This window comes from Leuconostoc sp. DB-1, from assembly GCF_013414845.1.
Lineage (GTDB): Bacteria > Bacillota > Bacilli > Lactobacillales > Lactobacillaceae > Leuconostoc > Leuconostoc mesenteroides.
The window spans coordinates 1-24,406 of the sequence record NZ_JABFNJ010000001.1 but is presented as its reverse complement, the minus strand read 5'-3'; the positions used below and the strand labels follow the sequence as shown (position 1 = coordinate 24,406).

The following is a 24,406-nucleotide window of genomic DNA, read 5'->3' as shown; positions in this document are numbered from 1 at the left end:
TTAGTTAACAATTGTCCTTTCGTCAAATCAAATAAAAAAACAACTCCGAAGAGCTGCTCTTTTATTATTCAATTCCTGAACCCGGTTCAATTGAATCCGGCAATATCGTTACAGTAACAATATCATTCTTCTCAGCCGACAAAATCATCCCTTCAGAAAGTTCACCAGCCATTTTTCGTGGCTTCATATTGGCAACAATAGCAACCGTTTTACCCACCAAAGCAGCAGGGTCTGAATACCATTTACGAATACCCGACAAAATTTGGCGTGGCTTCCCTGATCCATCATCAAGCGTAAACTTTAACAATTTTTCAGATTTAGCAACAATTTCTCCTGCCGTAATTTTAGCAGCCAAGATTTCAACTTTATCGAAATCATCATAAGTAATCAAATCCTTAGATGGCGCCACCTGAGCTGCTTCTTTTGCTGCCTCTTTAACCGCACGCCCTTTACCTTTGGTATCTTTTGAAACTAGTCCTGAAATAAAGGCCACTTCTTCTTCAACGTCTTGGCGTGGGAAAATTGGTTCACCCTTCTTGACAACATGACCGCCAGTTGGTAACTTACTGAAAGTCAAACCTGCAATAGCAACACCTTTGTCAGAATAATCTAATCCTAATTGATCAAAAATCTTCTTTGGTGCTTGTGTTAATACTGGCTGTAACAAAACAGCAGTAACCCGTAATGCACCAGCTAAATGAGCCATTACGCTAGACAAAACTTCCTTTTCATTTTCATCTTTTGCCAACACCCATGGTTGTGTCTCATCAATATACTTATTTGCACGACGGATGATTTTCCAAACACTTTCAAGTGCGTCAGCAGTACGTAATTCTTTAAAGTTTTTGTTGTATTCAACAATGGCATCTTCTACAGTTCGAACCAAGTCTTCATCAAAAGAAGTCTTACCTGTTAGTAGCTCGGGAATAACCCCATCCACATACTTATTAATCATGGCTACTGTACGATTCAACAAATTACCTAAATCATTAGCTAAATCATAGTTAACACGCGCCACAAAATCTTCAGGTGTAAATACACCATCATTACCAAATGGCATTGAACGCAATAAATAATAGCGAACTGCATCTAGACCATAGCGTTCTTCAAGCACTTCAGGATAGATTACATTACCCTTTGATTTAGACATCTTACCGTCTTTCATCACAAGCCAACCATGACCTACAACTGATTTAGGCAACTCTAATCCCAATGCATGCAACATAATTGGCCAATAAATAGTATGGAAACGAACGATTTCTTTTCCAACAAGTTGAACGTTTGCAGGCCAGAACTTATCAAATAGGGTTGTATCGTCCGAATTATAACCTAGAGCAGTAATATAGTTAGCTAATGCGTCAATCCAAACGTAAATCACATGCTTCTCATCCCCTGGTACTGAAATACCCCAGTCAAATGATGTACGTGTTACCGCTAAATCTTCCAGACCTGGTGCAATGAAATTATTAATCATCTCATTCATTCGAGCTTCTGGCTGAATAAACTCTGGATGTGTTTTGTAATAATCAAGTAACCAATCAGCGTATTTACTCATCTTGAAGAAGTATGCTTCTTCTTTAACTAACTCAACTTCATGCCCTGATGGTGCTTTCCCACCAATTACTTTGCCTGCGTCATCACGATAGACTTCGGCTAATTGAGATTCTGTAAAGTACTCTTCATCAGAAACAGAGTACCAACCTTCATACTCACCTTTATAAATATCCCCATTTTCTAGTAATTGCGTAAAGATTTTAGCGACTGCTTTTTCATGGCGATCTTCTGTAGTGCGAATAAAATCGTCATATGAAATATCCATTAGCTTCCACAAGTCTTTAATTTGCTTCGCCATACCATCAAGAAAATCTATTTCAGATATACCCGCAGCCTCAGCTTTTTGTTGAATTTTCAATCCATGTTCATCTGTACCTGTTAAAAAATAAACATCTTCACCCAGTAATCGGTGGTATCGTGCTGCTGCATCAGCGAGCACCGTTGTGTAAGTGTTTCCCAACTGCAACTTACCAGACGGATAGTAAATTGGCGTGGTAATATAAAAGGTCTTATCCTTTTTTACTGAAAATTGCTGTTCTGCCTTTGAAAACTTGTCATAAATGACAGCCGAATCAGTGTGATTTCCGGTATTAAACAAAATATTATTTGGTTCTGACATATGAGTCTTCCTCTTTCTTTAAAACACTCACAATAAAAGAATCGTCTCTTTCTACGTTAAGCATGATTTTTACCGTATGAGGTAAAGTTATATTAAAATAATTATAACTAAAATCAATAATTTTTCATAGAGACTCAAGTTATTATTTATGATATATTGAAACTTTTACGAATTAATCCAACTTTTAAACGCGATTGCTTATTAATTAGTTTAAACTAATTAATAAGCAATCGAAATAAAACTTAAAGGAAATTAAAATGGATCAACTTGAAATGATTAATCGTTATATGAAAGACGCACTCACTAAAGATAATACTGGACACAGCATTGATCACATTAATCGCGTCCTTGCACTAGCTAACAAGATTCTTGCCCATGAGAAAAAAGCAGATGCTTTTGTTGTACGTGCTGCCGCATTGCTGCATGACGTCTATGATGATAAATTATACGATAGTCAAGAAGATATTCTTGCAGCAAAAAATAATATGATTTCGTTTCTTCTATCTATCGGCGTTCATCCAGAAATGATAGAAGAAATCACCTATATCATCGACAATATGTCTTGGTCTAAGTCACTAGAAGGTACTCAAGAGCTCAATATCAATGGACAAATTGTACAAGATGCTGATCGTTTAGAGGCTATGGGAGCTATCGCCATCACACGAGCAATTACTTATGGTGCGGTAAAAAATCGTGTATTATATGATCCAGAAATTCAACCACATTTACCACAAAATAAAACTGATTATCGCAATCAAAAAAGTACGACAATTAACCATTTTTATGAAAAATCATTACTTATTCAGGACAAATTAAATACAGACACAGCACGCAAAATTTCTGAAAGTCGTCAACAGTTCATGCTATCATTCTTAGCGCAATTCAAAGCCGAGTGGGAACTGGAACGCTGATTTCTATTATCGTTTTTGTTGATGTTTTGGCGTAGCATAAATGTTATGATATAAGAACTTGAAAGAGAGAGAATCATGGCACGAAAACGCACTTATAGACGCAAAAGCAAACCACAAAATAAGATACTATCCCTTCTTATTCTAATTGTTGTTGCCGGATTTTATTTGTGGCAAAACTACGAATCGACAAATACTTCTACTGAAACATCTCATCCAACAGTAACTGCCCAATCTGATCAGGCCCTGCTCAACTTAAAATGGGATGGAACGCTAGATGGTGACATCGTTCATGTCAACAACAATAAAGCAACCTTCACAGACGATCAAATGAAAGAAACTTTCCCAAGTCAAGCATCTAAGCTCAATCCAGTTGATGGGTTAAGCCTCTCAGCTCTTGATTCGTTAGGCCGTTCGCAACAAGGAAATTTCGTGGCCAGTAAGTCGGCCATATCAAAAGTTACTAAACGGCCGGATCGTATTCCTTACACTGTCCGCCCATCCGGTTGGTTTATTAACGATCGCTACGATGGTACTAAGTGGGTCGGTGGTTATCATGATAACCCTAACGTTAAATTGGGCAATGGTATGCAAGCGCTTTGGAATAAATCTCACATTGTGGGCTATCAATTTTTCGGGTTACCCACTATGGTCACAGAAAATATGATTACGGGTACACGTGTTGAAAATGCCTATCCAGGTCAGCTCGTCCCTGAAAATGATATTCGCAATGCTATCCAAAACAATCCAACTATTACGGTCCGTGCACAGGTCACGCCACTTTATGTTGGCAACGAACGGCTTGCTCGTGGTGTTCACTATATGGCTAAATCAGTTGAAGACAACGGCAAAACACTGAACTTAAACTATTGGATTTTCAACGTACAGCCAGGTATTCAAATTGATTATGCTACAGGAAAAGCAACTGTTTTAGATTCCGCTAAGTAGCTTTTAAAAAAGTAGTAGATGATATACTCATCTACTACTTTTTTACTTATATAAGTTTTCCATCTTGAATAACCATTGAACTCGAATGGCCGGGGCCACGTCGCTGTGGATCAAAAAATCGAATTGCAGCATTAACTGCTGTTGGCGCTTCACCAAATCCAACAGCAATTAAATCTGCTTTCCCCTCATAATGGCTAGCATCCCCAATAGCAAAAACGCCGGGTATCGTCGTCTGCATTGCTTGGTCGACGGAAAACGCTTGTCCTTCATTTTCTGGTTGTATATCCCAACCATGCACAATTTTATTTTCCGAAATAAAACCATAATTAATAATTAAATCATCAACACAAATATCATTAGTTACCTGATCATTCTTCACTTGCGCTAACGTAATTTTCAATTTACCATCACTTTGTTTTTCAATCTGTGATACTTTCTTCGGCGTTTCTTTGATAACGGATGATTGGCTCAGTTGTTTCACACTTTGCTCCATTGCACGAAATTGATCCCGGCGGTGAATAATTCTTGTAGAATGGGTAAATTCATTAAGCATCGTAGCCATATCAATAGCTGAATCACCACCACCAGCAATCGCTACATCATGGTTATCAAAATCATGTTTATTCGTTACAAAATAGTGAATACCTTGGCCAACCAATTGATCAACGCCGGACACCTGCATCTTGCGTGGTTCAAAAGAGCCTTTACCTGTTGTGATGATGATTGTTTTAGCCTGAAATGACGAACCATTGTTGATGGTCACTGTGAATAAGTCGTTTGTTTTCGTCACATTAGTCACAGTTGTTGAGGTTTTGATATCAATTGGAAATAACTTCATTTGTTCATCCAATGAATCAATCAATGCTGATCCTTTAATTCCTGTGAATCCAGCAACGTCAAGAATTTTTTTCTCAGGATATAACGATGTCACTTGTCCGCCGAGTGTTGCTAAACTTTCAACTAGAACTGCTTTAGTATCACGTAATCCGGCATAGAAAGCTGTAAACATACCAACTGGTCCACCACCTATGATTGCTACATCATATAACTCTGTCATTTAAATATTCTCCGATTTTACTTTATTGCAACGTCATTCTAACATTGCGTTAATTTAAAACAAAAATAGTTTTCGTCCGTTATAATTAATATATATTACAATTTGGAGGAAATGTGCGTCTGCACATAATTACAATTTATGGCTACTAAAAAAATGATTCTTGATCTGGATACTGGCGTGGATGATGCTCTGGCGCTCGCCTACGCTGTAGCTGATCCAAATGTCGATTTGATTGGTATTATCTCTAGTTATGGTAACACACTTGTTGAAACGGCCGCACAAAACTCACTGAATTTATTACATTTACTTGGTGCTGACGATGTCCCTGTATTTATTGGTGCTAGTCATTCAAGTACAACCAATAATTTTGAAGTTATGCCTATTTCACAGCTTATTCACGGTAAAAATGGCGTAGGTGAAATCACCTTAGAAACTTCACCAAGACAAATCGAAACCCAATCAGCTGTTGATTTTTTAATTGAATCTGCTCATCAATATAAAGAAAACCTAATTTTTATTCCAACTGGGCCTCTCACCAATTTGGCTGCAGCGATTGAAAAAGATAATGACGTGGCTACCTTGATTGGTAATACAACGCTAATGGGCGGTGCTTTAACTGTACCAGGTAACGTAACGCCTTTTACCGAAGCAAACATTCACCAAGACCCTGAAGCGGCTGACTTTGCTTTCGTTCATCAGCAAAACCTAACAATGGTTGGCCTTGATGTTACCCTCCGCACGCTGCTAACGAAAAAAGAAACTGCAGCATGGCGTACACTAGGAACCTTAGCCGGAGAAAAATTTGCTGACTTAATGGATTTCTATATTGATGCGTATGCTAACTTAAACATCAATAAAAATGGTGCTGCCCTCCACGATCCACTAGCAGTTGCTGTTGGAATCGATCCTAGCTATGTTACATCAATTGCCTTAGCAATGCGGGTAACATACGATAAAGAAAGTGGCGATTATGGCCGCACAATCGGTGATAAAGAGAAACTTTTGGTCCCAACAACTACTAAAGCTGCTGTTTTAGTTGATTCAAAAAGATTTGTTCATGATTTTCAAAATCTAATGCTAACTGTGCTTCAATAACATAAAAATGATCCACGATACGACACCAAACCTAGTTGTCCGTATCGTGGATCATTTTTTTGGGTCAAAAATACTGTGCTTATTCTCTAATTTGTCCTTCACCGAATACTTCATACTTAATTGTGGTTAACGCACTTAGTCCCATTGGGCCACGCGCATGAAGCTTTTGTGTAGAGATACCAATTTCTGCGCCAAATCCAAATTCAAAACCATCAGTAAATCGGCTTGAAACATTCTGATAAACAACAGCAGCATCAACAGTATTCATAAAATCAGTAACATGATTAAGATCTTCACTGATAATTGTTTCTGAGTGATGGGTTGTGTGGTCATTAATCCAGGTAATTGCTTCATCGTTATTGTGAACAATTTTTATAGCCATAATTAAATCGTTATACTCAGTATCCCAATCTTCAGCACTTGCGCCAATTACTCGACTATCTATACTACGGGCTTTTTGGTCCCCGCGCAACTCTACACCAGCAGCCAATAAATCATCGACAATTTTTGGTAAAAATTCACCCGCAATTGCCTCATGAATTAATAGTTTTTCGGCAGCATTACAAACTGCTGGTTTTTGTGTTTTGGCATTATGAATGACACGAATAGCCTCATCCTGCTTGGCACTCTCGTCCACAAATATATGTGTGTTACCTGCGCCAGTTTCAATAACCGGTACCGTTGCATTTTTTACAACAAAATCAATAAACTGACCTGAACCACGCGGAATTAATACATCAACATAGTCACGCAAATTTAGTAATGTGTTGACTGAATCATGTGTTGTATCCGTGATTAACTGTATTATATCTGGGTTTAAATTGTGTTTACGTAACACATTACGCAAAATATTCGTTAAGATAATATTTGACTCGATAGCCTCTTTACCACCGCGTAAAATAACTGCATTACCTGATTTAAAGGTTAATGCGGCAGCATCTACGGTCACATTCGGGCGCGCCTCAAATATCATCGCCACAACCCCTAGTGGCACTGTTTTTTTAACAATTTTAAATCCTGTATGATTTTTCCAATTGTCATATGGACCTGCCAAAGGATCAGCTAACTTAGCGACCGCTGACAGCGACGCTGCAATACCGCCAATTGTTTTTTGGTCAAGCGTCAATCGATTACGCATTGGCCCCGAGAGCTGCGTAGCCGCGTCCAAATCTTTTTTATTAGCTGCCACAATTTCTTGCCAGTTAGCTACCAGGGCTGACGACATATCCAATAATATTTGATTACGAATATCTACTGACAAATTAGCGACATCAGAAGTCACTAATTTGGCACGCTTACCAATTTCTTCCACTGCGTTCATAGACTCATTCTCCTTGAAATAATGTTCCCACCGTTTTACCAGCTATTACTTCTAAAATCAAGGCTGGATTATTACCATTAATTAACACCATTTTACCACCATTTTTCATCACAAATTCACCAGCAGCAAGTTTTGTGCTCATTCCACCTGTTCCTAAACCAGAAGTTGATCCGGTGGCGCTCATACGAATATCATCGGTAATTTTCGTTACCTTATCAATGGCTTGTGCAAATTCATCAATATTAGGATTAGCCGTATACAACGCGTCGACATCGCTCAAAATAATTAATCCATCGGCACCAATTTCACGTGTCACAATAGCAGCTAAGCGGTCATTATCGCCAAATGAATGTTGATGGTCAAGCTCATCAACTGCAATCACATCATTTTCATTAACAATGGGAATGATGTGCTGTGAAAACATCATTTCAATGGCATTCATTGTGTTTTCAAGCATCGCTTTATTGTCGAACACATCATACGTCAATAAAACTTGTCCAATTAATTGTTGATAGAATGCAAAACTTTGATTGTACAATGACATCAAGTATCCCTGACCAATGGCAGCTAATGCTTGCTGTTGTGGAATTTCTTGTGGTCGTTTTTCTAGATTCATCTGATCCAATGCCACACCGATTGCCCCAGATGTAACTAATAAAATTTCGTGACCAGATTTTTGTAAACTGGAAAGTGTTTGTGCCAACCGATTGACGACTGGGTAATTAATTTGCCCATCACGATTAACAATTGTGCTCGTGCCGACTTTAACAACAATTCTATGCCAACTATTCATTATATGTTCCTTAGTTAATTTTAATTATTATATCAAAAAAATCCCTAACTTCAAAAGTTTCGGGATTTCTCAAAATGATAGTACACCAGTTTGTGCTAGTTTAGTATCAATCATGTCCAAGACTTTTGCACCTGACTCTTCATTTTCCACAAAATCAAAATGGTCACCATCAATCTGGATTTTTGGTGATCGGTCGTACGCCGCAAACCAATCATCATAACGTGAATTAAGTTCTTTGTAGTAGTCATATAATCCCGGATTTGCTTCAACTTGCTCAAATGAACGACCACGCTTTTTGATTCTTGCGAGCATAGTATCAAAACTAACACGAACATGAATTAATAAATCAGGATCCTTAGACGTTGCACTACCAGGAATTTCAGCCATCATATTATTAACCAATGACTGATATATATCTACCTCAGTTTGCGTTGCGCGATTCAAATCAGCTGTCAATTGGAATAGTAAAGCATCTTCAAAAATAGAACGATCTAAAATATTTTTGGCATCCACTTGGGCTCTTTTTATTTGTTCTAGCCTTTTGTTTAAAAAATAAATTTGCAGCAAAAAACCATATTTTTTAGGTTTTTGGTAAAATAATGGCAAAATTGGATTATCATCAACACTTTCATAAAACGCCTGTGAATCTAAATGTTTTGCCAACATTTTCGTTAAACTCGTTTTGCCAGCGCCGATGGTGCCTGATAGTACAATCATGCCATTTCTCCTTAGTTTCAAATAAAAATATTACTAATATAGTATATCAAAATTACATTATTCCTGCTGAGCAATTGTTTTGATGGTCAAATATTGTATCATCTACCCGCCTTTTTCAAAGTTTGAATATATTTTTCTAGCGTGAGGTGATGATTAGTAATATATGTTGCATTGGACACACCAACGTATCTAAAGTGCCAAGATTCATAGTCAATCCCCGTCTCCTTTATAGACTGACTATCACTCGGATAACGTAGGATAAATCCATATTCCGGTGCGTGTTTCATCAACCACTGCTGTGATTTGAATTTATCCATACCTGCTTCTAATGAGGGATATGCAGCCAAGGCATCATTACCTGCTAAATCAACTGCTTGTCCCGTTTGGTGTTCCGAGGATCCTGGTACCTGAATTACGGACTCAGTCAGTCTTTTGGCCTCTGTCGCGCTCATCCCATTTGATTCATATTGACTAATTGAATTGTTATACACAGTGGTTTGATATGCAATGGAACGATATCCCGATACTAAGGTTGTCGCGTAACCAGCCTTTTGAGCTGCTGAACGAAAATTTGCAAGGGCTTGTGCGATTCGTTGATCAATTTGTTTACTATCGACAGTAACCTTCGTAAAGTTCAATTCTGTCTGATAGGAATGATTTTTATTGACTAATACTAAATTCCAATCTGTCGTTTTTACACCTTTTGGTAAATCATCTACTTTTTTTACAGAAGACGTCTTAGCGATCTTTCCAGTGTTCTTGATTGGTTGTTTAGTATTAAAAAAACAAATAACAACCACAACAATCAGCATAATAACCAACACAATTAAAAGCAGATGCTTTTTAAGCTTCTTCCCGACATTCCGTTGCATTCTTCCTCTCCTCGATATTTAAAATTAAAATAAAAACCAGCAAACAAAGTTTGCTGGTTTCATATAGTGGTCAGCCAGGGGCTCGAACCCTGGACCCACGGATTAAGAGTCCGTTGCTCTACCAACTGAGCTAGCTGACCATTTTTCGTATTTCACAACATAAAATATATTATCATATTTTTAAATATCGTGCAACATAATATCTAATTATCATAAAAATTCTACTAGAAACACGAAGCCCCGATGAACTAACGCGTTCACCGGGGATATTTATTATGAGAGAGAATATTTGAGAGAGAAGAGAATAGTATATTCGGGAGAGAATATGAGTTATTTATAGTCGCGCGGGAGAACGCGACTTGGCTCCCTTTTGCCGTGAGGCTTCGTGTTTCTGATGTGATGCTCATCAGTTATACCGCTTATACTGTCCAATCCTCCAGATTATAAATTTATCGAATGTTACATTTTAATTCAACTAGGCTTGTTGTTTGAGATAACTTGCTTTGTTGATGTTTATAATATAACGTTCTAAAATTAAACTCACGTAAACTGAGGATAAATTGAAAATTAAAGTAATGTTTTTGCCAAATAGAAGCAACCCAAGATGCCAGCATTATCGCCATTAGCAACGGGTACGATGTATTCATCCAAATCAGGAACTGCTAAATAATCACTCATTTGCTCAGCAAAACTTTCGCGAATTAATGGGAATAAGATTTCACGATGAGGTACACCGCCACCAAAAACAATTTTTTCAGGGCGTAAAATCATTGTATAATCAAGGGCTGCTTGCGCAAGATAGAAGGCTTCAATCTTCCAGGCAACATCATCGTCTGGAATTTCCTTCGCACTACGTCCCCAACGCTCTTCAATTGCTGGACCAGCAGCTAAGCCTTCCAAACAATTATCGCCATGGAATGGGCAATGACCTTCATATTTATCAAGAGGATGCTTTTGTAAGAAAATATGTCCTGCTTCAGGATGTCCATATCCAGCAACTAACTTGCCACCAGAGACAATTCCTGCACCTACACCAGTACCAACTGTCAAATAAACCATGTTATTAACATCTTTAGCTGCACCAGTTTCAAACTCAGCCCATCCTGCGCCATTAACGTCAGTAGTCCAATAGTAAGGAATATCACGCCAGTCTTTCATTGCACCCAGAAAATCATATCCTGACCACCCGCGTTTTGGTGTATCTAGAACGTGACCATATGTTGTTGATTCCTCTACAATGTCAATTGGTCCAAAAGCTGCAATACCAATTGCGTCGATGTCGTCAAACTTATCAAAAAAAGCGATGACTTGCTCTACTGTTTTTTGACCATCAAGTGTAGGGAATGATGTTCTCTCAACAATATTATAATCGTGATCCGCAACAGCGACCACAAACTTCGTTCCACCTGCTTCAATTGCTCCTAATAAACCCATGATTTAATTGCTCCTTCTTCACGAAATTATCGTGTTTGTGTTAGACGTTAACCAGTTACTACAATTACATTGTAATCGTTTACACAAATATTTTCAATGCTTAAAAATAACGTGCCGTCATGACTGATTGATTATTGTTTGTAAACACTTCAATAATGTCTGTGTCAACAATTAATAATGTGTGATTAATATCTCCTACAACCTGCCTTTTTTCAATTTCACCATTTTCCCACTGACGACGTGATAATATAAGTTGATTTTTGTTTCGAACTAAAGTCATATTTTCACCAAAAGATAATGTCCAATTGTCGTGAGAATCAATTGTATATTGACCTACATTAACAGCACCAAAGTTCGTCAAAGGTTTTGTATGCAAAATTTCTGAAATAGGTGTCTGTGTCAAAAGATTGTCCGACGTCACGTGTAATTCGCGTGGAATCGTTAACACATGAACCCAATTGTTGCTAGCAATCGTTGGAGTCGAAGCTTCACGTTCTGGTGTCATCATACCAGCCCATCCCCACATTATTTTACGGCCCTCATTGGTATGCATGGTTTGTGGCGCATAAAATTCAAATCCCTTGTCAACTTCTTTAAAGGAAGTTTCTGGTTTAAAATGCAACGTCTCTTCATCAAAAGTACCGACAACATAACCTGTGTTATGAATGTTTTGATAGCGATAGTTCTCTTTATCCGCTGGTAATCCTTGCGGTGAAAACATTAAAATTTGCTTACCATCTATCTCAATTAAATCTGGACATTCAATCATATAGCCACGAATATCAGTTAATTCACCTTCAATTAACGAACCATGTAATTGCCACTGACTAAAGTTTTCCGATTCATAAATAAGAATGTCACCTATACTTTCATTTGATCGTGCACCTACCATCAAATAGTATCGCCCGTTTCTCCCCTGCCAAACTTTAGGATCTCTAACATCTTTTGTAAAACCTTCTGGATGAGGGAATAGTTCACCAAGTTTTTCAAAGTGAATCCCATCCTCACTAACGGCCCACATTTGATGAGACGCCACACTTCGGCCAGATTCATCGCGAACATTACCTGTATAGAAGACATATAACTTATCATCTTTAACAAATGCTGTACCAGAATATATTCCAGCTGAGTCCATGTCTGGAAGTGAAGGCTTTAAAGCTGTTTCTAAACGAGTCCATGTTTTCAAGTCGTTTGAAACAAAATGTCCCCATTCCTTATATTTGTGGTTACAAGCATGTGGATTCCATTGGAAAAACACATGATATTGTCCTTTAAAATATATAAGTCCATTTGGATCATTCAACAATCCTTGTGTTGGATATAAATGATATTTTTCAAAATGATTGATGTCATCTTTAATAAGCATGAATTATTTTAGTTGCGTATTCTTGATAAATACGTTTTCCCCTTTTTTGTATTTATGCTGGCGCACCAACAGCTGAATCACTAGTTTTTGGTATGGCCGTTATAATCTGATGGCCTGCTTGGATATCATTATCGAAAGCTTTATCTACCGCAACATCATTAAATGCTTTTGTGTTCGTGATAATGACCATAGTTGTAACAGGATATCCAGCTTTTTTGATAGTATTCGTATCAAAGGTACCTAATTTATCACCTTTTTTAACTTTTTGTCCTTGCGTTACAAAGGTTTCAAATCCCTGACCTTCAAGATTAACCGTATCTAAGCCAATATGAATTAATATCTCAACCCCATCATCCGTCGTCAATCCATAGGCATGTTTTGTTTGATAAGCTACTGTAATTTCACCATCGGCCGGCGCGTAAATCGTACCATCACTCGGTTCGATTGCTACACCCTTGCCCATCATTCCAGTTGAGAAAACATTATCTGGGACATCAGCTAACGGTATTAAATGACCTGAAACAGGTGCATCGACCTCAAAACCTGCTTCATGTTCAGTAACTACTGGATTTGCTGGTCTATTACCTGACTTAGAAACTGGCATGTGTGAACGACCGTAAGCTAGGGTTGCTGTAAAAGCAATCACGAATGATAACGCAATGGCGATGAAGAATCCTACCCATTTGTTAGCTGGAATAGCAATAAAGCCAATTATACCAGCTGGTCCCAGCGACGATGACATCACTTGGAACAATCCCATTACTAAGCTTGAAATTCCTGCTGATCCCAGAGCGATGAAAAATGGAAACTTATATTTTAAGTTAACACCAAACATTGCTGGTTCAGTAATACCCAGCATGGCTGAAGCACCTGATGATGAAGCCAATGCCCGTACTTTTTCATCCCCTTTGCTTAAGAAATAAATAGCAAATGTTGCAGCTCCTTGTGCCACGTTAGATGCAGCGGCAATAGGGAAAATGAAATCACCACCTGTTTTAGCAACATCTGCCAACAACTGTGTTTCGATTGCCGGAAAACTCTGATGTAAACCAGTAATAACAATAGCAGAGTAGAATGTACCAAAGACCCCGTAACCAATAAAGCCAAACGTCGTAACCAACCATGTCAAGCTATCAGTAATACCATTAGAGACAATTCGTAATACCGGACCCACAACAATAAATGTGATAAACCCAGTTAATATGATAGACAACATCGGTGTAAACGTAAAGTCAATAGCACCTTTCAAGTGCTTATGGAAAAACTTTTCCAAGTTAGCTAAGATGAATGCCACACCGATCACCGGTAACACTTGACCTTGATAACCAGCTTGCGCAACTGACAAACCAAACAAGTCCCATGTTGGCATCTTCCCAGTGGCAACCGCTTCGGCAACATTATATCCGTTGACTAAACTAGGCATAACTAACATCATACCAGCAGCTGCTCCGAGAATTTCGTTTCCTCCAAAACGTCTTGTTGCTGTAATTCCTATCAAAATCGGCAAGAATGCAAACGGTGCAGAAGCCATCAGATTGATCATTTCTGCTAAACCTGTGATTTGCGGAAACATTTCAACCAAAGATTTGGCGCCAAACATTCCCTCACCAGTTAGAATGTTATTCAATGCCATCAATAGACCGCCGGCAACCAGAGCTGGAATCAAAGGAACAAATATATCTGACAATACTTTAACCAAATCCATCAAAGGATTTCTTTTTCCTGATTGTGCTGCAATTTTTTTCAAATCAGCAGTTGAAGCTTGCTCAACACCGGTAATTTTAACAAATTCATCGTAAACACCATTAACATCGCCTGGTCCAACAATAATTTGATATTGTCCGTTAGCGTTAAATGTTCCTTTAAGATCGGAATCGTTGTCCAAGGCATCCTGATCGATCTTTTTAACATCTTTGATCACCAATCGTAAACGCGTAGCACAATGTGCAGCGGCTACAATATTGTCCTTGCCGACAGCATCGGCAATACGCTTTGCTACTTTATTATGATCCATTTTGCTGCTCCTCTAAATTTCTTTAAGTTTTTTGGAACCGTTTCCATTTATTTATAAACTAATTGTAACCGCTTTCAGAAATAATTGCAACCTCCTTTTTAAGTTAAATATTACAAGTTAATGACAACGCTTTCATTGCGTTCATGGTAATATGTGTCTATGGAAAAAAAATTGACAATAACTGATATTGCTAATATGGCTCAAGTAGCAAAAAGCACTGTCTCCCGCTATTTGAATGGCGGACCAGTCAGTGCTAAAACACGTGAAAAAATAAACAAAGTTGTTACCGAAAATAATTATCAGCCCAATACCTTTGCACAAAGTTTAAAACAGAAAGTCAATCACACGATAGGTGTGATTGTGCCTCGGCTCGATTCGTCCGCCCAAGTTGAAATGCTCCGTGGGCTAGATGATGCAAACGAAAATGATACTTTCTTGATCGTCAATACCTATCAATCGACTAAACGTGAGCTCGCTGCTATTGAAAAATTACGTACACAAAATGTTGGTGGCTTGATTGTTTTAACAGCTAATTTAAATGACGAGTTACGTAACGCATTAACTGAATTTGATGCACCAGTAGTTATCCAAGGACAAGAAGAACCTAACTTTCATCGCGTAGTCATGAACGATCTGCAAGCCGGAACCGTTGTCGGTGAATTTGCTGCATCACTGCATCCTCAAAATACTTTACTGTTAAAAATTGATGAAACAATGGATTGGGCCATTGGTCATGATCGTTTTCTCAATATTAGAAAAAAACTGTCAACTAGCAAGGTGACTGTCGTTGATTCAAAGTTCAGCATAGCAGAAGCAAAAATAGCCGCACAACAAGCGATGCAGTCCCAAAATTTTGATTTAATTATTGGCGCGACTGATCGCATCACAATCGGTGCTCTTCAAGCTGGTTTAGCAACTGGACAAAATGCCCAATATATTGGATTTGGTAGATCCGATTTAAGTACGACCGTTACACCAAACTTAACTAGCTTTGAATATGATTTTACCAAACTGGGAAAAAAATTTATGAACTGTTTTGTACTGTACGCGATACCAACCCATCTAACACTATACGTACTGTGTTAGATGGTGAACTCGTTGTGCGTGATTCAACAGAGAAATAATCATTTAATGTTCACTTTATCTTCAGTTTACATGAATTTAATTTTAGAACGTTATATTATAAACATCAACAAAGCAAGTTATCTCAAACAACAAGCCTAGTTGAATTAAAATATAACAAATAAAAAATCTAAATTTTTGGAGGACTAAAAAATATAAGCAGTATGACTGATGGCGATCACATCAGAAACACGAAACCCCATGGTAAAAGGGAGCCAAGTCGCGCTCTCCCCGCGACTATAAATAAACTTATATTCTCTCCCGAATATACTATTCTCTTCTCTCTCAAATATTCTCTCATAATAAAAAATCCCCGATGAACGCGTTAGTTCATCGGGGTTTCGTGTTTTAATGATTGCTTTTTTTGTTTCTTAACATTTTTGATTGATCGGCAAGCGGACAACCAATGTCGACACAATCATGACAACTACCACTAGCATTTTTCTTAAAAAATTTATTGTATATGACCAACGCAAACAAGATAAAAATAATAGCAGCTATGATAAATGTTGACATATTGACTGACCTTTCTAATACAATTCTAGTTGTTGCGGGCGCTCACGTTTGATAAAAATACCATATAGCATCAACCCAATAGCGATGAATGATAACGCAACAAAGTACACCGAAACATTACCTTGAATGATTTCACTCACTTGAAAAATACTGAGCGCACACATATAAGCCACAACGGTTTGATAGATTACCGCGCGCCAAGTCCAAAGTGCATCACCAAATTCTTTATACATAGCACCGATGGCAGCAAAACAAGGTGCACATAATAAGTTAAAGACAAGAAACGAATAACCCGCCATAGGAGAATAAGTTTGTCTTAAGGTGCTCATAAATGAGGCAGTGCTTGATGAACCAAAAGTAATGTTTAATGTGCTAACACAATTTTCCTTAGCAATTAGACCAGCAATCACTGCAACGGTCGCATGCCAGTCACCAAATCCTAATGGTGCAAAAATAGGTGCTATAACCATACCTATGTCTCTTAAGATACTGTCGTTTTGATCGACCATTTGAAAGTGAAAATTGAAATTGGACAAAAACCAGATGGCAACACATGACGCAAAAATTATAGTCCCTGCTTTTTTGATAAAGGCATGTGCTTTAATCCACACACTGTGGCTAACGTTACCAATACTAGGCAAATGATAAGCAGGCAGTTCCATTACAAATGGCGTTGGCGGTTCTGAAAAGAGCTTTGTTTTTTTCGAAAAAATACCTGAGCCAACAACTGTCAAAATACTAATAAAATATGATGTTGGTGCAACCCATGAATTTTCTGGAAAAAATGTCCCACTGACCAGCGCAATAACGGTTAACTTAGCCGAACATGGCATAAAAGTCGTTAACATAATTGTCATACGGCGATCACTTTTACTTTCAATCGTTCGTGTCGACATGATGCCTGGTACACCACAGCCTGTTGAAATTAACATGGGGATGAATGATTTCCCTGAAAGATTAAAACGATGAAAAATGCGGTCCATAACAAACGCAATTCGCGCCATGTAACCACAGTCTTCTAGAATACTTAAGCACAAAAAGAGCATCATAATTTGTGGTAAGAAACCTAACACAGACCCAATACCGTTAATAAGACCGTCAATAATTAAACTCTTCAACCATACTGAAACATGCAAATACGTTAAAATTGCATTAGCACTATTCGGAATAAAGTCCCCGAATAATACATCATTCACCCAATCACTTCCTATTGTTCCAATGGTTTGGATCGATAAGAAATACACAATCCACATGACAAATATAAAATAGGTAATGCAAGAATCCGGTTAGTGACTACCATATCAACACGATCACTCATACTCATTGAAAAATCACTTGTTCGTACTACACACATGTTTATGATGCGTTCTATATAGTCATAGCGTGCATTAACAACTATGCTATCACTGTCATCATTAAATAATTTTTCTGCTGTATCAATTATATTGTCAATTTCAGTTTGCTGCTGTGCCGTTAATTTTAAATGTCCAACTGCTTCATCACGCTCAAAGAGCTTAATCGCATACCATCGCAACTGATCTGCTTCGATAATGCCATCATTCTGTTCTTCAATCATGGATAATGCCGATTCCAACCGCTTATCATAAACTGGATGTGGATAGGTTTGTGGCTGGTCAGTGTTAGCAATAACCTGTTTAGTCAGCTGATTGATATTTTTCTTTTTTAACGCACTAATACTAACAACCGGTACATTAAGCAAATAAGATAATTTTTTGGTATCAATTCGATATTGCCTTTGCTTTACTAGTAAATCCAACATATTCAAAGCCAAAATAATTGGGACACCAGTTTCCATTAATTGCAAACTAAAATAAAGATTACGTTCAATATTTGTAGCATCGAGCACATTGATGATCTGTTCAGGTTTATCATTAATTAAAAAGTTACGAGTGATTATTTCCTCTGGACTATATGCTGATAAGGAATAAGTTCCAGGTAAATCTTGAATAATGATGTCAGGATTATTTTTTAAACGACCTGACTTTTTTCAACAGTAACGCCTGGCCAATTTCCAATGTGTTGATGCGAACCTGTTAATAAATTAAAGAGTGTTGTTTTCCCACTGTTTGGGTTACCTGCTAAGGCTACTGTACATTGTTTATTCATAGACTAAATCTCTGTTAATACTACTAGTTGTGCGTCACTTTTTCTTAAGCTTAACTTATAGCCTCTGACAACCAACTCTATCGGGTCTCCTAAAGGCGCTACACGGTCAATTTTAACAACGGTATTTTTTGTAATGCCCATATCCATCAAGCGCTTACGCAATGCTTTATTACCAAGTATTTTGGCTACTACGCCTGGTTTATTGATGGGCATATCGGATAACGTTTTAAAATGATCCGTGGTAATTTCACTGGCTGGTGCTACACTAATTTGACTAGCAATATCATTGCTCACCGCTAAACGCTGCCCTTGAAAATAGATAATCAGCCCTGAAGTATGATCAGGCAAAGAAATTACTTCAATACTTTTCCCCGCTTTAATCCCTATCTCTGCTAGTCGTTTGGTTAAGCGCCGGCTACCAGTCAATTCTCTAATGATGTAAGTCCCTTTTCCAGCTATTTCAGATAACATTTGCATATTTATTTCTCGTTTATCTTTAAATTGTAATTTTTTACGTACTTACAAGTATATTACTTCCCTTTAGATTAATCAATCATTAATTTTAAATTACAATAAACTCATCTTATTTTCGAATAAATAAAAAAATCCTATCAAGGAAGATTCTAAATAACTTAGAATCACTTCTCTTGATAGGATTATATTTAAGAATTATGTTACTTGTCATTATATCCTGATGGATGGTTTTTGTGCCAATTCCAGGCTGTTTTGATAATATCTTGTACATTATCATACTTAGGAGCCCAGCCAAGCACATCACGTGCTTTGTCTGAATTAGCAATCAGAATATCGGGGTCACCAGCTCGGCGGGGACCAATCTTGGCGGGAATATCAACACCAGTAGCTGATCTAGCTGCTTCTACCATTTCTTTAACAGAGAATCCAGTAGCAGATCCCAAGTTAAATTGGTTTGAATCGTTTCCATCGGCTAAATACTTCAATGCCAAAATATGAGCATCAGCCAAATCCAACACATGGACATAATCACGAACATTGAAACCGTCAGGAGTATTGTAATCATCACCAAACATCTCAATATATTCACGTTGACCTAAACCGGCTTGCAAAATAATTGGTACTAAATGTGTTTCAGGCGCGTGATCTTCTCCAATTGTACCATCTTCGGCAGCACCAGCTACGTTAAAGTAGCGCAATGCAACCCACTTAACACCATCCGCTTGATCAGACCAAGCCATGATTTTTTCCATCATTAACTTTGACTCACCATAAGGATTAATTGGTCGTTGCGGATCTGTTTCTTTAATAGGAATATTAACAGGATTACCATAAGTAGCTGCCGTTGACGAGAACACAATTTGTTTAACATCGTGTTCTTTCATCACTTCTAGCAAAGTAATCATACCACTAGTATTATTATCAAAGTACTTTAGTGGGTTTGCTACAGATTCTGGAACAATTGAAAAGGCTGCAAAGTGAACAACTTGTTCGATATTTTCTTTGTCAAACACTTCCGACAATGCTGTCTTATCACGAATATCAACTTGATAAAATTTTGCTTTTGGATTAACCGCTTCGCGGTGCCCCGTAAACAATGCATCAACAACAACGACGTCGCGATCCGCTTCTATCAAACGCTTAACCATGTGTGAACCGATATAACCGGCTCCACCAAGAACTAAAATAGCCATATCTTTTTTTCCTCTACACACTATTATATCAAATTTTCCGCCACTTGAACTCTGCTTCTGCACTTATTACATTTTCCATCATAATGCGATGTTTGGATTTATTATCATTTTGAACTACTTGCGATAAAATCGTGTGTCCAAGCCGAATTTCATTTTCGAATTTTAGATTAATGTATGTGATTTCATGGGTTAACAAATACTCTGGTGCGATAACGTCCTGCATCCATTCAAAATACTTCGAGTTGTTCACATGCTTATTACCATCAATATCTAAGTATCGCACATGATAGTCCCTTTCAGTATATTGATCATCATCTGAAAACTTCTCAGGATTAGGGATTCGTGAAATTTGCTTAACTCTTTTGGCATCATACTGATCAATTATATCTTGTGGTAAACGTGCCATGCGACGATTTGTCATATCTATCATAGTCCAAATAGAATCAACACGAATAATTTCATTATCATTTTCATCTAAAAAGACGAATGGTCGACGAACAAAAAAAGGATTGTATTGTGTAGCAAAGGTCTGAATACGAATTATTTCACCAATTTTAGGACGTCGCTTAATTATTACTTCATATTGTAAGATGATCCAGCCAAGGCCACGACCTAAATGGAAGTCCTGCCCCACGCCAAGTTCATCACTCTGACATTTAGACGCTAAGACAGCATAATTTAAAATCATTGGTAAAGATAATTTTTGTGTTGTATCAGCTTCATAATATTCAACACGTCTTTTTATTTCATACTTTTTCATACTACTCTATCTCGTGATAGTCCGCATATACTGCTTGTCTATCAAGGCCTCGTTCCTTTGCTATTTGTTTTATTGCTGCGTTAGGCTTTAAGCCCTTTTTAATCAGTGCTGATACTGCTTCTTGGACAGTCAGTGCAATACTGTTATCTGGTTCAGAAATTTCTCCATGAAAGCCATCGATCATTACTACAAATTCACCACGAATTTCATTTGATTGCGACCACGAAACTAGTTCATCAATAGTTCCACGAATAAATTCTTCATAGCGTTTTGTTAGCTCTCGTGCTAAAACAATACGACGCTCATCACCCATTACTTTTTGGATATTTACTAGAGTTTGCTTTAATCGATGTGGTGATTCATAAAAAATGACTGTATCCCGCATTGTGGATAACTGCTGTAATTCTGCCAATTGTTCACTATTTTTACGTTGTAAGAACCCATAAAAATAAAACGGTTGCGGCACTAAACCACTGGCAATCAATGCTGTCACACCAGCCGTTGCACCAGGAATCGGTACGACGGCTAAGTTTTCAGCCACAGCTGCCGCAACTAATTCTTTACCTGGGTCAGAAATAGAAGGCATCCCCGCATCACTAACTTGTGCTACATTTTTTCCATTTCGTAAATCTGCAATAAGGCCAGGGATTTTCGCCTGCCAGTTGTGTTCATGGAAACTAGTTTGTTTTGTCGTGATTGCAAAATGATTTAGTAACTGTTGTGTGTGGCGTGTATCTTCAGCAGCAATTATATCTACATCGCGCAATGTATCAATAGCTCTTGGCGACATATCTTGCAAATTACCAATAGGTGTTGGAACTAAAAAAGTGTTCCTGTCTCTTGATTTTCAAAACTTTTTTGTTGCTGCATTTTATTCCCCAGAGCGATTATGACGTCTAGTGTCATTTTTTCTAACCGTGCTTGTAACGATAGGTTCACTTTACGCAATTTATCGTCAGCAAATACTTCATCACTTGCTTTAACCAATCGATACATATCATAGCGCTGTCGTAATGTTTTATATAGCCCAATTAGATTGGGAAAAGCTAATCGTTCATCGGGAATCTGGCCATAAACAATTGTATCTCTGGCCAACTCATGTAACCAATTTAAAAATAACTGCTGTTGCTTCGTGTCGTTTAATTGACTAATAATCTTTGTCTGCACAAATGCAAATGCTTCAATTCGTCTCTGCATCATAAGCTCAAACCACTTAAACAATACTAATTGGGTCTGCTTTTGCCAATCACCGTCCATTAAACCATCATCATCACTGGCAATAGCTGATGCTAACTGAACTACTTGCGCGCGCGATCTAATCGTCGGTAAAACATCGGACATGTTTTCCGTAAGCATCATAATTAATTGTGGTCCAGAAGGCTCCTCAATGAATTTTAACAGGGAATTTGCTGCGCTTGCTGTGAGTGTTTCAACCGCATCTAAAATAAATATTTTTCGTGGACTTTCAGTGGCTGTTGTTACAAATTCAGGTGTTAAATCACGAATTTGAGCCACTTTTAGTGAAGTAGCTGGCGGAATAGGCGCTGTGATATGTACGTCTGGATGTTCATTCTCAGTAATTCGTAAGGCATTGCGTTCATCAGCATGAACAACTTGCCAAGCTATATAACGCGAAAAAGCCAGTTTTGCGGACTGGCTTGGACCAACAAACAAATATAAATGACTCAACTTATCTTGTTGCAGTAAATCATTAAAATGAGCGAGTTGCGCTGGATAATTTTTTTGTGCAATTGTTGCAAAATCTGGTAACATCAGAACTGTTCAAATGAATCAATACTCTGAGTAAATACCGTCGCACCACCAACTTCAATTTCAATTGGATAAGCACCCGCGTGGTCACCACTAGCATCCAGGCTGATAGGTGGCACCATAAATTGCTTACGTTTCTGTGAAACCTTTTTAATAATTTCCATAACATCTGGTACTCGTTCATCTTCAATGGCAATCATAAACGTTGTGTTTCCTGATCTTAAGAAACCACCTGATGTGGCTAAACGTGTCGCACGAATATTTGCCTTCACAAAAGCATTACTGAGTTTTGTTGTATCTTTATCTTGCACAATTGCTGTAACTAATTTCATGATTTGTCCTCCAGAATTTGGTTGATGAGTATCCGCGTGTCATCAATGACTTTGTTAAGTGGTTGCGTAGCATCTACTATCTTAATTCTATCAGAAAATTCACTTTGAAGTTTTAAATATGTCTCTCGAACCTTCTGATGAAAGGAAATACTCTCTTTATCTAGTCGATCAATTTTACCCTGACGATTCTCATTTACGCGTGCCAAACCAATTTCAACAGGCACATCAAGATAAATTGTCATATCGGGCAATAGACCATCAATTGCGAATTGATTAATTTCCCAAATATTGTCGATCCCCAGGCCACGACCGCCCCCTTGATAAGCAAGTGAGCTATCAACATAGCGGTCAGATATCACAATTTTGTTTTGATCTAATGCTGGTTTAATATTTTCCACGAGATGTTGACGTCGAGCAGCTGTATATAAGAGCGCCTCAGTTCGTTTATCCATGCCATTATCTTCTTCTGGCTGTAAAATCGATCTAATTGCTTCAGAAATTGGATTCCCACCTGGCTCACGTGTAGTTACCAAATTATCGCCAAGTTTAGTTTTTAGTTCTGAAATCAATGCCTCAAGAACACTTGTTTTTCCAGCGCCCTCAGGTCCTTCGAATGATATAAATATTGGTTTTGGCATAACAGTCCTTATGAGTAATTTGTCTAATGATTAAATACGATCTGTTTTTAAAACATGGGTTTGCATGTGCCCAACTGTTTTACGACGACGTGCTTCACGATATAAATAATTAAATTTAGCACGTGCCAGTGCCGTTTGCGCTTGTATGAGCCGTAAATTTACTTGACCATCAAGTAATGCTGCTTCAGAGTTTCTTGCCGTATCCCAGTCAATTTTTGCTTTATCAATTTGAAATACAAGTGCTCTATCATACTCTTTGCGCAATCCAGTTTTTTTCTTGCCAAATATCATAATTTTGTCCGTCCTTGTACTGCTTTAATGAGTGTTAGTTCATCAGCATAATCAATATCAGATCCAACAGCTAAACCATGTGCTAAACGGGTAACTGCGATACCAGCCGGTTTCAGTAAACGTGCTAAATACATAGCAGTAGCTTCTCCTTCAGCATTCGCGTTAGTGCCGACAATTACTTCTTTAATTTCTTCATGCTCAGACAAACGTCGAATCAAACTTGGTAAATTAATATCCTCTGGTCCTGTTCCTGCACTAGGAGAAATAACACCATTTAAAACATGATATAGGCCGTGATAATCTCGCGTATTCTCCATCGCCATTACATCACGTGAATTTTCGACAACAAAAACAGTTGACTGATCACGTGATTGATCGCGACAAATAACGCATGGATCGGTATCAGTTGCAGTAATATTACCACAAATAGAGCAGAAAGTTAAATCAGTTTTTGCGGAAATCAATGCCTTAGAAAAATCCTGCAC

The 24,406-nt window shown here is 37.9% G+C and carries 21 protein-coding genes, 1 tRNA gene and 2 pseudogenes; 4 read left to right on the top strand and 20 right to left on the bottom strand.

The window, feature by feature from the left end; genetic code table 11:
• Positions 1 to 64 precede the first annotated feature (64 nt).
• Positions 65 to 2,173 carry a methionine--tRNA ligase gene (gene metG, locus HFP47_RS00120; RefSeq protein WP_011679184.1) on the bottom strand — a complete coding sequence of 703 codons (2,109 nt, stop codon included), beginning with the start codon at positions 2,171 to 2,173 and terminating at the stop codon, positions 65 to 67.
• Positions 2,174 to 2,430: 257 nt separating this feature from the next.
• On the opposite strand from metG, the gene HFP47_RS00115 reads away from it, so the two are divergent.
• Complete coding sequence (locus HFP47_RS00115) at positions 2,431 to 3,084, top strand: HD domain-containing protein (protein ID WP_179875892.1); 654 nt, start codon at positions 2,431 to 2,433, stop codon at positions 3,082 to 3,084.
• Positions 3,085 to 3,159: 75 nt separating this feature from the next.
• Complete coding sequence (locus tag HFP47_RS00110; protein ID WP_042251259.1) at positions 3,160 to 4,029, top strand: DNA/RNA non-specific endonuclease; 870 nt, start codon at positions 3,160 to 3,162, stop codon at positions 4,027 to 4,029.
• A 46-nt stretch (positions 4,030 to 4,075) separates the two neighbouring features.
• Here HFP47_RS00110 and HFP47_RS00105 read toward each other — a convergent pair whose 3' ends face one another.
• Positions 4,076 to 5,086 carry an NAD(P)/FAD-dependent oxidoreductase gene (locus HFP47_RS00105; protein ID WP_011679181.1) on the bottom strand — a complete coding sequence of 337 codons (1,011 nt, stop codon included), beginning with the start codon at positions 5,084 to 5,086 and terminating at the stop codon, positions 4,076 to 4,078.
• Positions 5,087 to 5,224: 138 nt separating this feature from the next.
• Here HFP47_RS00105 and HFP47_RS00100 point away from each other — a divergent pair, with 138 nt between their 5' ends.
• Complete coding sequence (locus HFP47_RS00100; RefSeq protein ID WP_036089650.1) at positions 5,225 to 6,181, top strand: nucleoside hydrolase; 957 nt, start codon at positions 5,225 to 5,227, stop codon at positions 6,179 to 6,181.
• Positions 6,182 to 6,260: 79 nt separating this feature from the next.
• Here the strand turns inward: HFP47_RS00100 and HFP47_RS00095 are convergent, their stop codons facing one another.
• The 8 genes from HFP47_RS00095 to HFP47_RS00060 all read right to left on the bottom strand — a co-directional run bounded on the left by HFP47_RS00095 (position 6,261) and on the right by HFP47_RS00060 (position 14,698).
• Positions 6,261 to 7,502, bottom strand: a complete 1,242-nt coding sequence (locus HFP47_RS00095; RefSeq protein ID WP_179875891.1) for a glutamate-5-semialdehyde dehydrogenase — start codon at positions 7,500 to 7,502, stop codon at positions 6,261 to 6,263.
• A gap of 4 nt (positions 7,503 to 7,506) precedes the next feature.
• Positions 7,507 to 8,295 carry a glutamate 5-kinase gene (gene proB, locus HFP47_RS00090; protein ID WP_002815906.1) on the bottom strand — a complete coding sequence of 263 codons (789 nt, stop codon included), beginning with the start codon at positions 8,293 to 8,295 and terminating at the stop codon, positions 7,507 to 7,509.
• 69 nt (positions 8,296 to 8,364) lie between these two features.
• On the bottom strand, positions 8,365 to 9,012 hold the full coding sequence (locus HFP47_RS00085) for a deoxynucleoside kinase (protein ID WP_179875890.1): 648 nt from the start codon (positions 9,010 to 9,012) through the stop codon (positions 8,365 to 8,367).
• A 98-nt stretch (positions 9,013 to 9,110) separates the two neighbouring features.
• Positions 9,111 to 9,884, bottom strand: a complete 774-nt coding sequence (locus HFP47_RS00080) for a D-alanyl-D-alanine carboxypeptidase family protein (protein ID WP_011679178.1) — start codon at positions 9,882 to 9,884, stop codon at positions 9,111 to 9,113.
• A gap of 67 nt (positions 9,885 to 9,951) precedes the next feature.
• Positions 9,952 to 10,024 (bottom strand) — tRNA-Lys (locus HFP47_RS00075).
• Between the two features lie 427 nt (positions 10,025 to 10,451).
• Positions 10,452 to 11,318 carry an ROK family protein gene (locus HFP47_RS00070; protein WP_042251269.1) on the bottom strand — a complete coding sequence of 289 codons (867 nt, stop codon included), beginning with the start codon at positions 11,316 to 11,318 and terminating at the stop codon, positions 10,452 to 10,454.
• Positions 11,319 to 11,418: 100 nt separating this feature from the next.
• Positions 11,419 to 12,684 (bottom strand): glycoside hydrolase family 32 protein, encoded by a 1,266-nt coding sequence (locus HFP47_RS00065; RefSeq protein WP_179875889.1) that lies wholly within the window; start codon positions 12,682 to 12,684, stop codon positions 11,419 to 11,421.
• Between the two features lie 52 nt (positions 12,685 to 12,736).
• A complete protein-coding gene (locus HFP47_RS00060) occupies positions 12,737 to 14,698 on the bottom strand; it encodes a sucrose-specific PTS transporter subunit IIBC (RefSeq protein WP_179875888.1) in 1,962 nt (653 codons plus the stop codon).
• Between the two features lie 159 nt (positions 14,699 to 14,857).
• Here HFP47_RS00060 and HFP47_RS00055 point away from each other — a divergent pair.
• Positions 14,858 to 15,822 (top strand): annotated as a pseudogene (locus HFP47_RS00055) (LacI family DNA-binding transcriptional regulator).
• A gap of 528 nt (positions 15,823 to 16,350) precedes the next feature.
• Here HFP47_RS00055 and feoB read toward each other — a convergent pair.
• The 10 genes and pseudogenes from feoB to recR form a co-directional block, all read right to left on the bottom strand.
• A pseudogene (gene feoB / locus HFP47_RS00050) lies at positions 16,351 to 18,463 on the bottom strand (ferrous iron transport protein B).
• Positions 18,464 to 18,466: 3 nt separating this feature from the next.
• A complete protein-coding gene (locus tag HFP47_RS00045; RefSeq protein ID WP_102753418.1) occupies positions 18,467 to 18,940 on the bottom strand; it encodes a ferrous iron transport protein A in 474 nt (157 codons plus the stop codon).
• Between the two features lie 197 nt (positions 18,941 to 19,137).
• The gene (gene galE / locus HFP47_RS00040) at positions 19,138 to 20,130 is read right to left on the bottom strand and encodes a UDP-glucose 4-epimerase GalE (RefSeq protein WP_002815920.1); all 993 of its coding nucleotides are present in this window, start codon (positions 20,128 to 20,130) and stop codon (positions 19,138 to 19,140) included.
• 28 nt (positions 20,131 to 20,158) lie between these two features.
• Positions 20,159 to 20,890: an acyl-[acyl-carrier-protein] thioesterase gene (locus HFP47_RS00035; RefSeq protein ID WP_011679173.1), complete on the bottom strand. Its 732-nt coding sequence runs from the start codon at positions 20,888 to 20,890 to the stop codon at positions 20,159 to 20,161.
• 1 nt (position 20,891) lies between these two features.
• Positions 20,892 to 21,680 (bottom strand): 16S rRNA (cytidine(1402)-2'-O)-methyltransferase, encoded by a 789-nt coding sequence (gene rsmI / locus HFP47_RS00030; protein ID WP_257229670.1) that lies wholly within the window; start codon positions 21,678 to 21,680, stop codon positions 20,892 to 20,894.
• 29 nt (positions 21,681 to 21,709) lie between these two features.
• Entirely contained in the window at positions 21,710 to 22,663 is a 954-nt protein-coding gene (locus tag HFP47_RS00025) for a DNA polymerase III subunit delta (protein ID WP_257229669.1), read from the bottom strand.
• Positions 22,663 to 22,992 (bottom strand): cyclic-di-AMP receptor, encoded by a 330-nt coding sequence (locus HFP47_RS00020; RefSeq protein WP_002815926.1) that lies wholly within the window; start codon positions 22,990 to 22,992, stop codon positions 22,663 to 22,665. The genes HFP47_RS00025 and HFP47_RS00020 overlap by 1 nt, the downstream gene beginning before the upstream one ends.
• Positions 22,989 to 23,630, bottom strand: coding sequence for a dTMP kinase (gene tmk / locus HFP47_RS00015; protein ID WP_025267709.1), 642 nt, complete (start codon positions 23,628 to 23,630; stop codon positions 22,989 to 22,991). The genes HFP47_RS00020 and tmk overlap by 4 nt, the downstream gene beginning before the upstream one ends.
• A 30-nt stretch (positions 23,631 to 23,660) precedes the next feature.
• The gene (locus HFP47_RS00010; protein WP_011679170.1) at positions 23,661 to 23,921 is read right to left on the bottom strand and encodes a YaaL family protein; all 261 of its coding nucleotides are present in this window, start codon (positions 23,919 to 23,921) and stop codon (positions 23,661 to 23,663) included.
• A partial coding sequence (gene recR / locus HFP47_RS00005; protein ID WP_179875887.1) for a recombination mediator RecR occupies positions 23,918 to 24,406 on the bottom strand: 489 nt, incomplete at its 5' end. The genes recR and HFP47_RS00010, both read right to left, overlap by 4 nt.

Bases quoted from the DNA above. Each gene is read 5' to 3' on its own strand.
- HFP47_RS00025 (WP_257229669.1), bottom strand. From the start codon at position 22,663: ATGTTACCAGATTTTGCAACAATTGCACAAAAAAATTATCCAGCGCAA.
- HFP47_RS00115 (WP_179875892.1), top strand. From the start codon at position 2,431: ATGGATCAACTTGAAATGATTAATCGTTATATGAAAGACGCACTCACT.
- HFP47_RS00105 (WP_011679181.1), bottom strand. From the start codon at position 5,086: ATGACAGAGTTATATGATGTAGCAATCATAGGTGGTGGACCAGTTGGT.
- HFP47_RS00035 (WP_011679173.1), bottom strand. From the start codon at position 20,890: ATGAAAAAGTATGAAATAAAAAGACGTGTTGAATATTATGAAGCTGAT.
- HFP47_RS00060 (WP_179875888.1), bottom strand. From the start codon at position 14,698: ATGGATCATAATAAAGTAGCAAAGCGTATTGCCGATGCTGTCGGCAAG.
- HFP47_RS00070 (WP_042251269.1), bottom strand. From the start codon at position 11,318: ATGGGTTTATTAGGAGCAATTGAAGCAGGTGGAACGAAGTTTGTGGTC.
- HFP47_RS00045 (WP_102753418.1), bottom strand. From the start codon at position 18,940: ATGCAAATGTTATCTGAAATAGCTGGAAAAGGGACTTACATCATTAGA.
- HFP47_RS00010 (WP_011679170.1), bottom strand. From the start codon at position 23,921: ATGATATTTGGCAAGAAAAAAACTGGATTGCGCAAAGAGTATGATAGA.
- HFP47_RS00110 (WP_042251259.1), top strand. From the start codon at position 3,160: ATGGCACGAAAACGCACTTATAGACGCAAAAGCAAACCACAAAATAAG.
- HFP47_RS00085 (WP_179875890.1), bottom strand. From the start codon at position 9,012: ATGATTGTACTATCAGGCACCATCGGCGCTGGCAAAACGAGTTTAACG.
- metG (WP_011679184.1), bottom strand. From the start codon at position 2,173: ATGTCAGAACCAAATAATATTTTGTTTAATACCGGAAATCACACTGAT.
- HFP47_RS00020 (WP_002815926.1), bottom strand. From the start codon at position 22,992: ATGAAATTAGTTACAGCAATTGTGCAAGATAAAGATACAACAAAACTC.
- HFP47_RS00065 (WP_179875889.1), bottom strand. From the start codon at position 12,684: ATGCTTATTAAAGATGACATCAATCATTTTGAAAAATATCATTTATAT.
- galE (WP_002815920.1), bottom strand. From the start codon at position 20,130: ATGGCTATTTTAGTTCTTGGTGGAGCCGGTTATATCGGTTCACACATG.
- proB (WP_002815906.1), bottom strand. From the start codon at position 8,295: ATGAATAGTTGGCATAGAATTGTTGTTAAAGTCGGCACGAGCACAATT.
- rsmI (WP_257229670.1), bottom strand. From the start codon at position 21,680: ATGTCGCCAAGAGCTATTGATACATTGCGCGATGTAGATATAATTGCT.
- HFP47_RS00095 (WP_179875891.1), bottom strand. From the start codon at position 7,502: ATGAACGCAGTGGAAGAAATTGGTAAGCGTGCCAAATTAGTGACTTCT.
- HFP47_RS00080 (WP_011679178.1), bottom strand. From the start codon at position 9,884: ATGCAACGGAATGTCGGGAAGAAGCTTAAAAAGCATCTGCTTTTAATT.
- tmk (WP_025267709.1), bottom strand. From the start codon at position 23,630: ATGCCAAAACCAATATTTATATCATTCGAAGGACCTGAGGGCGCTGGA.
- HFP47_RS00100 (WP_036089650.1), top strand. From the start codon at position 5,225: ATGGCTACTAAAAAAATGATTCTTGATCTGGATACTGGCGTGGATGAT.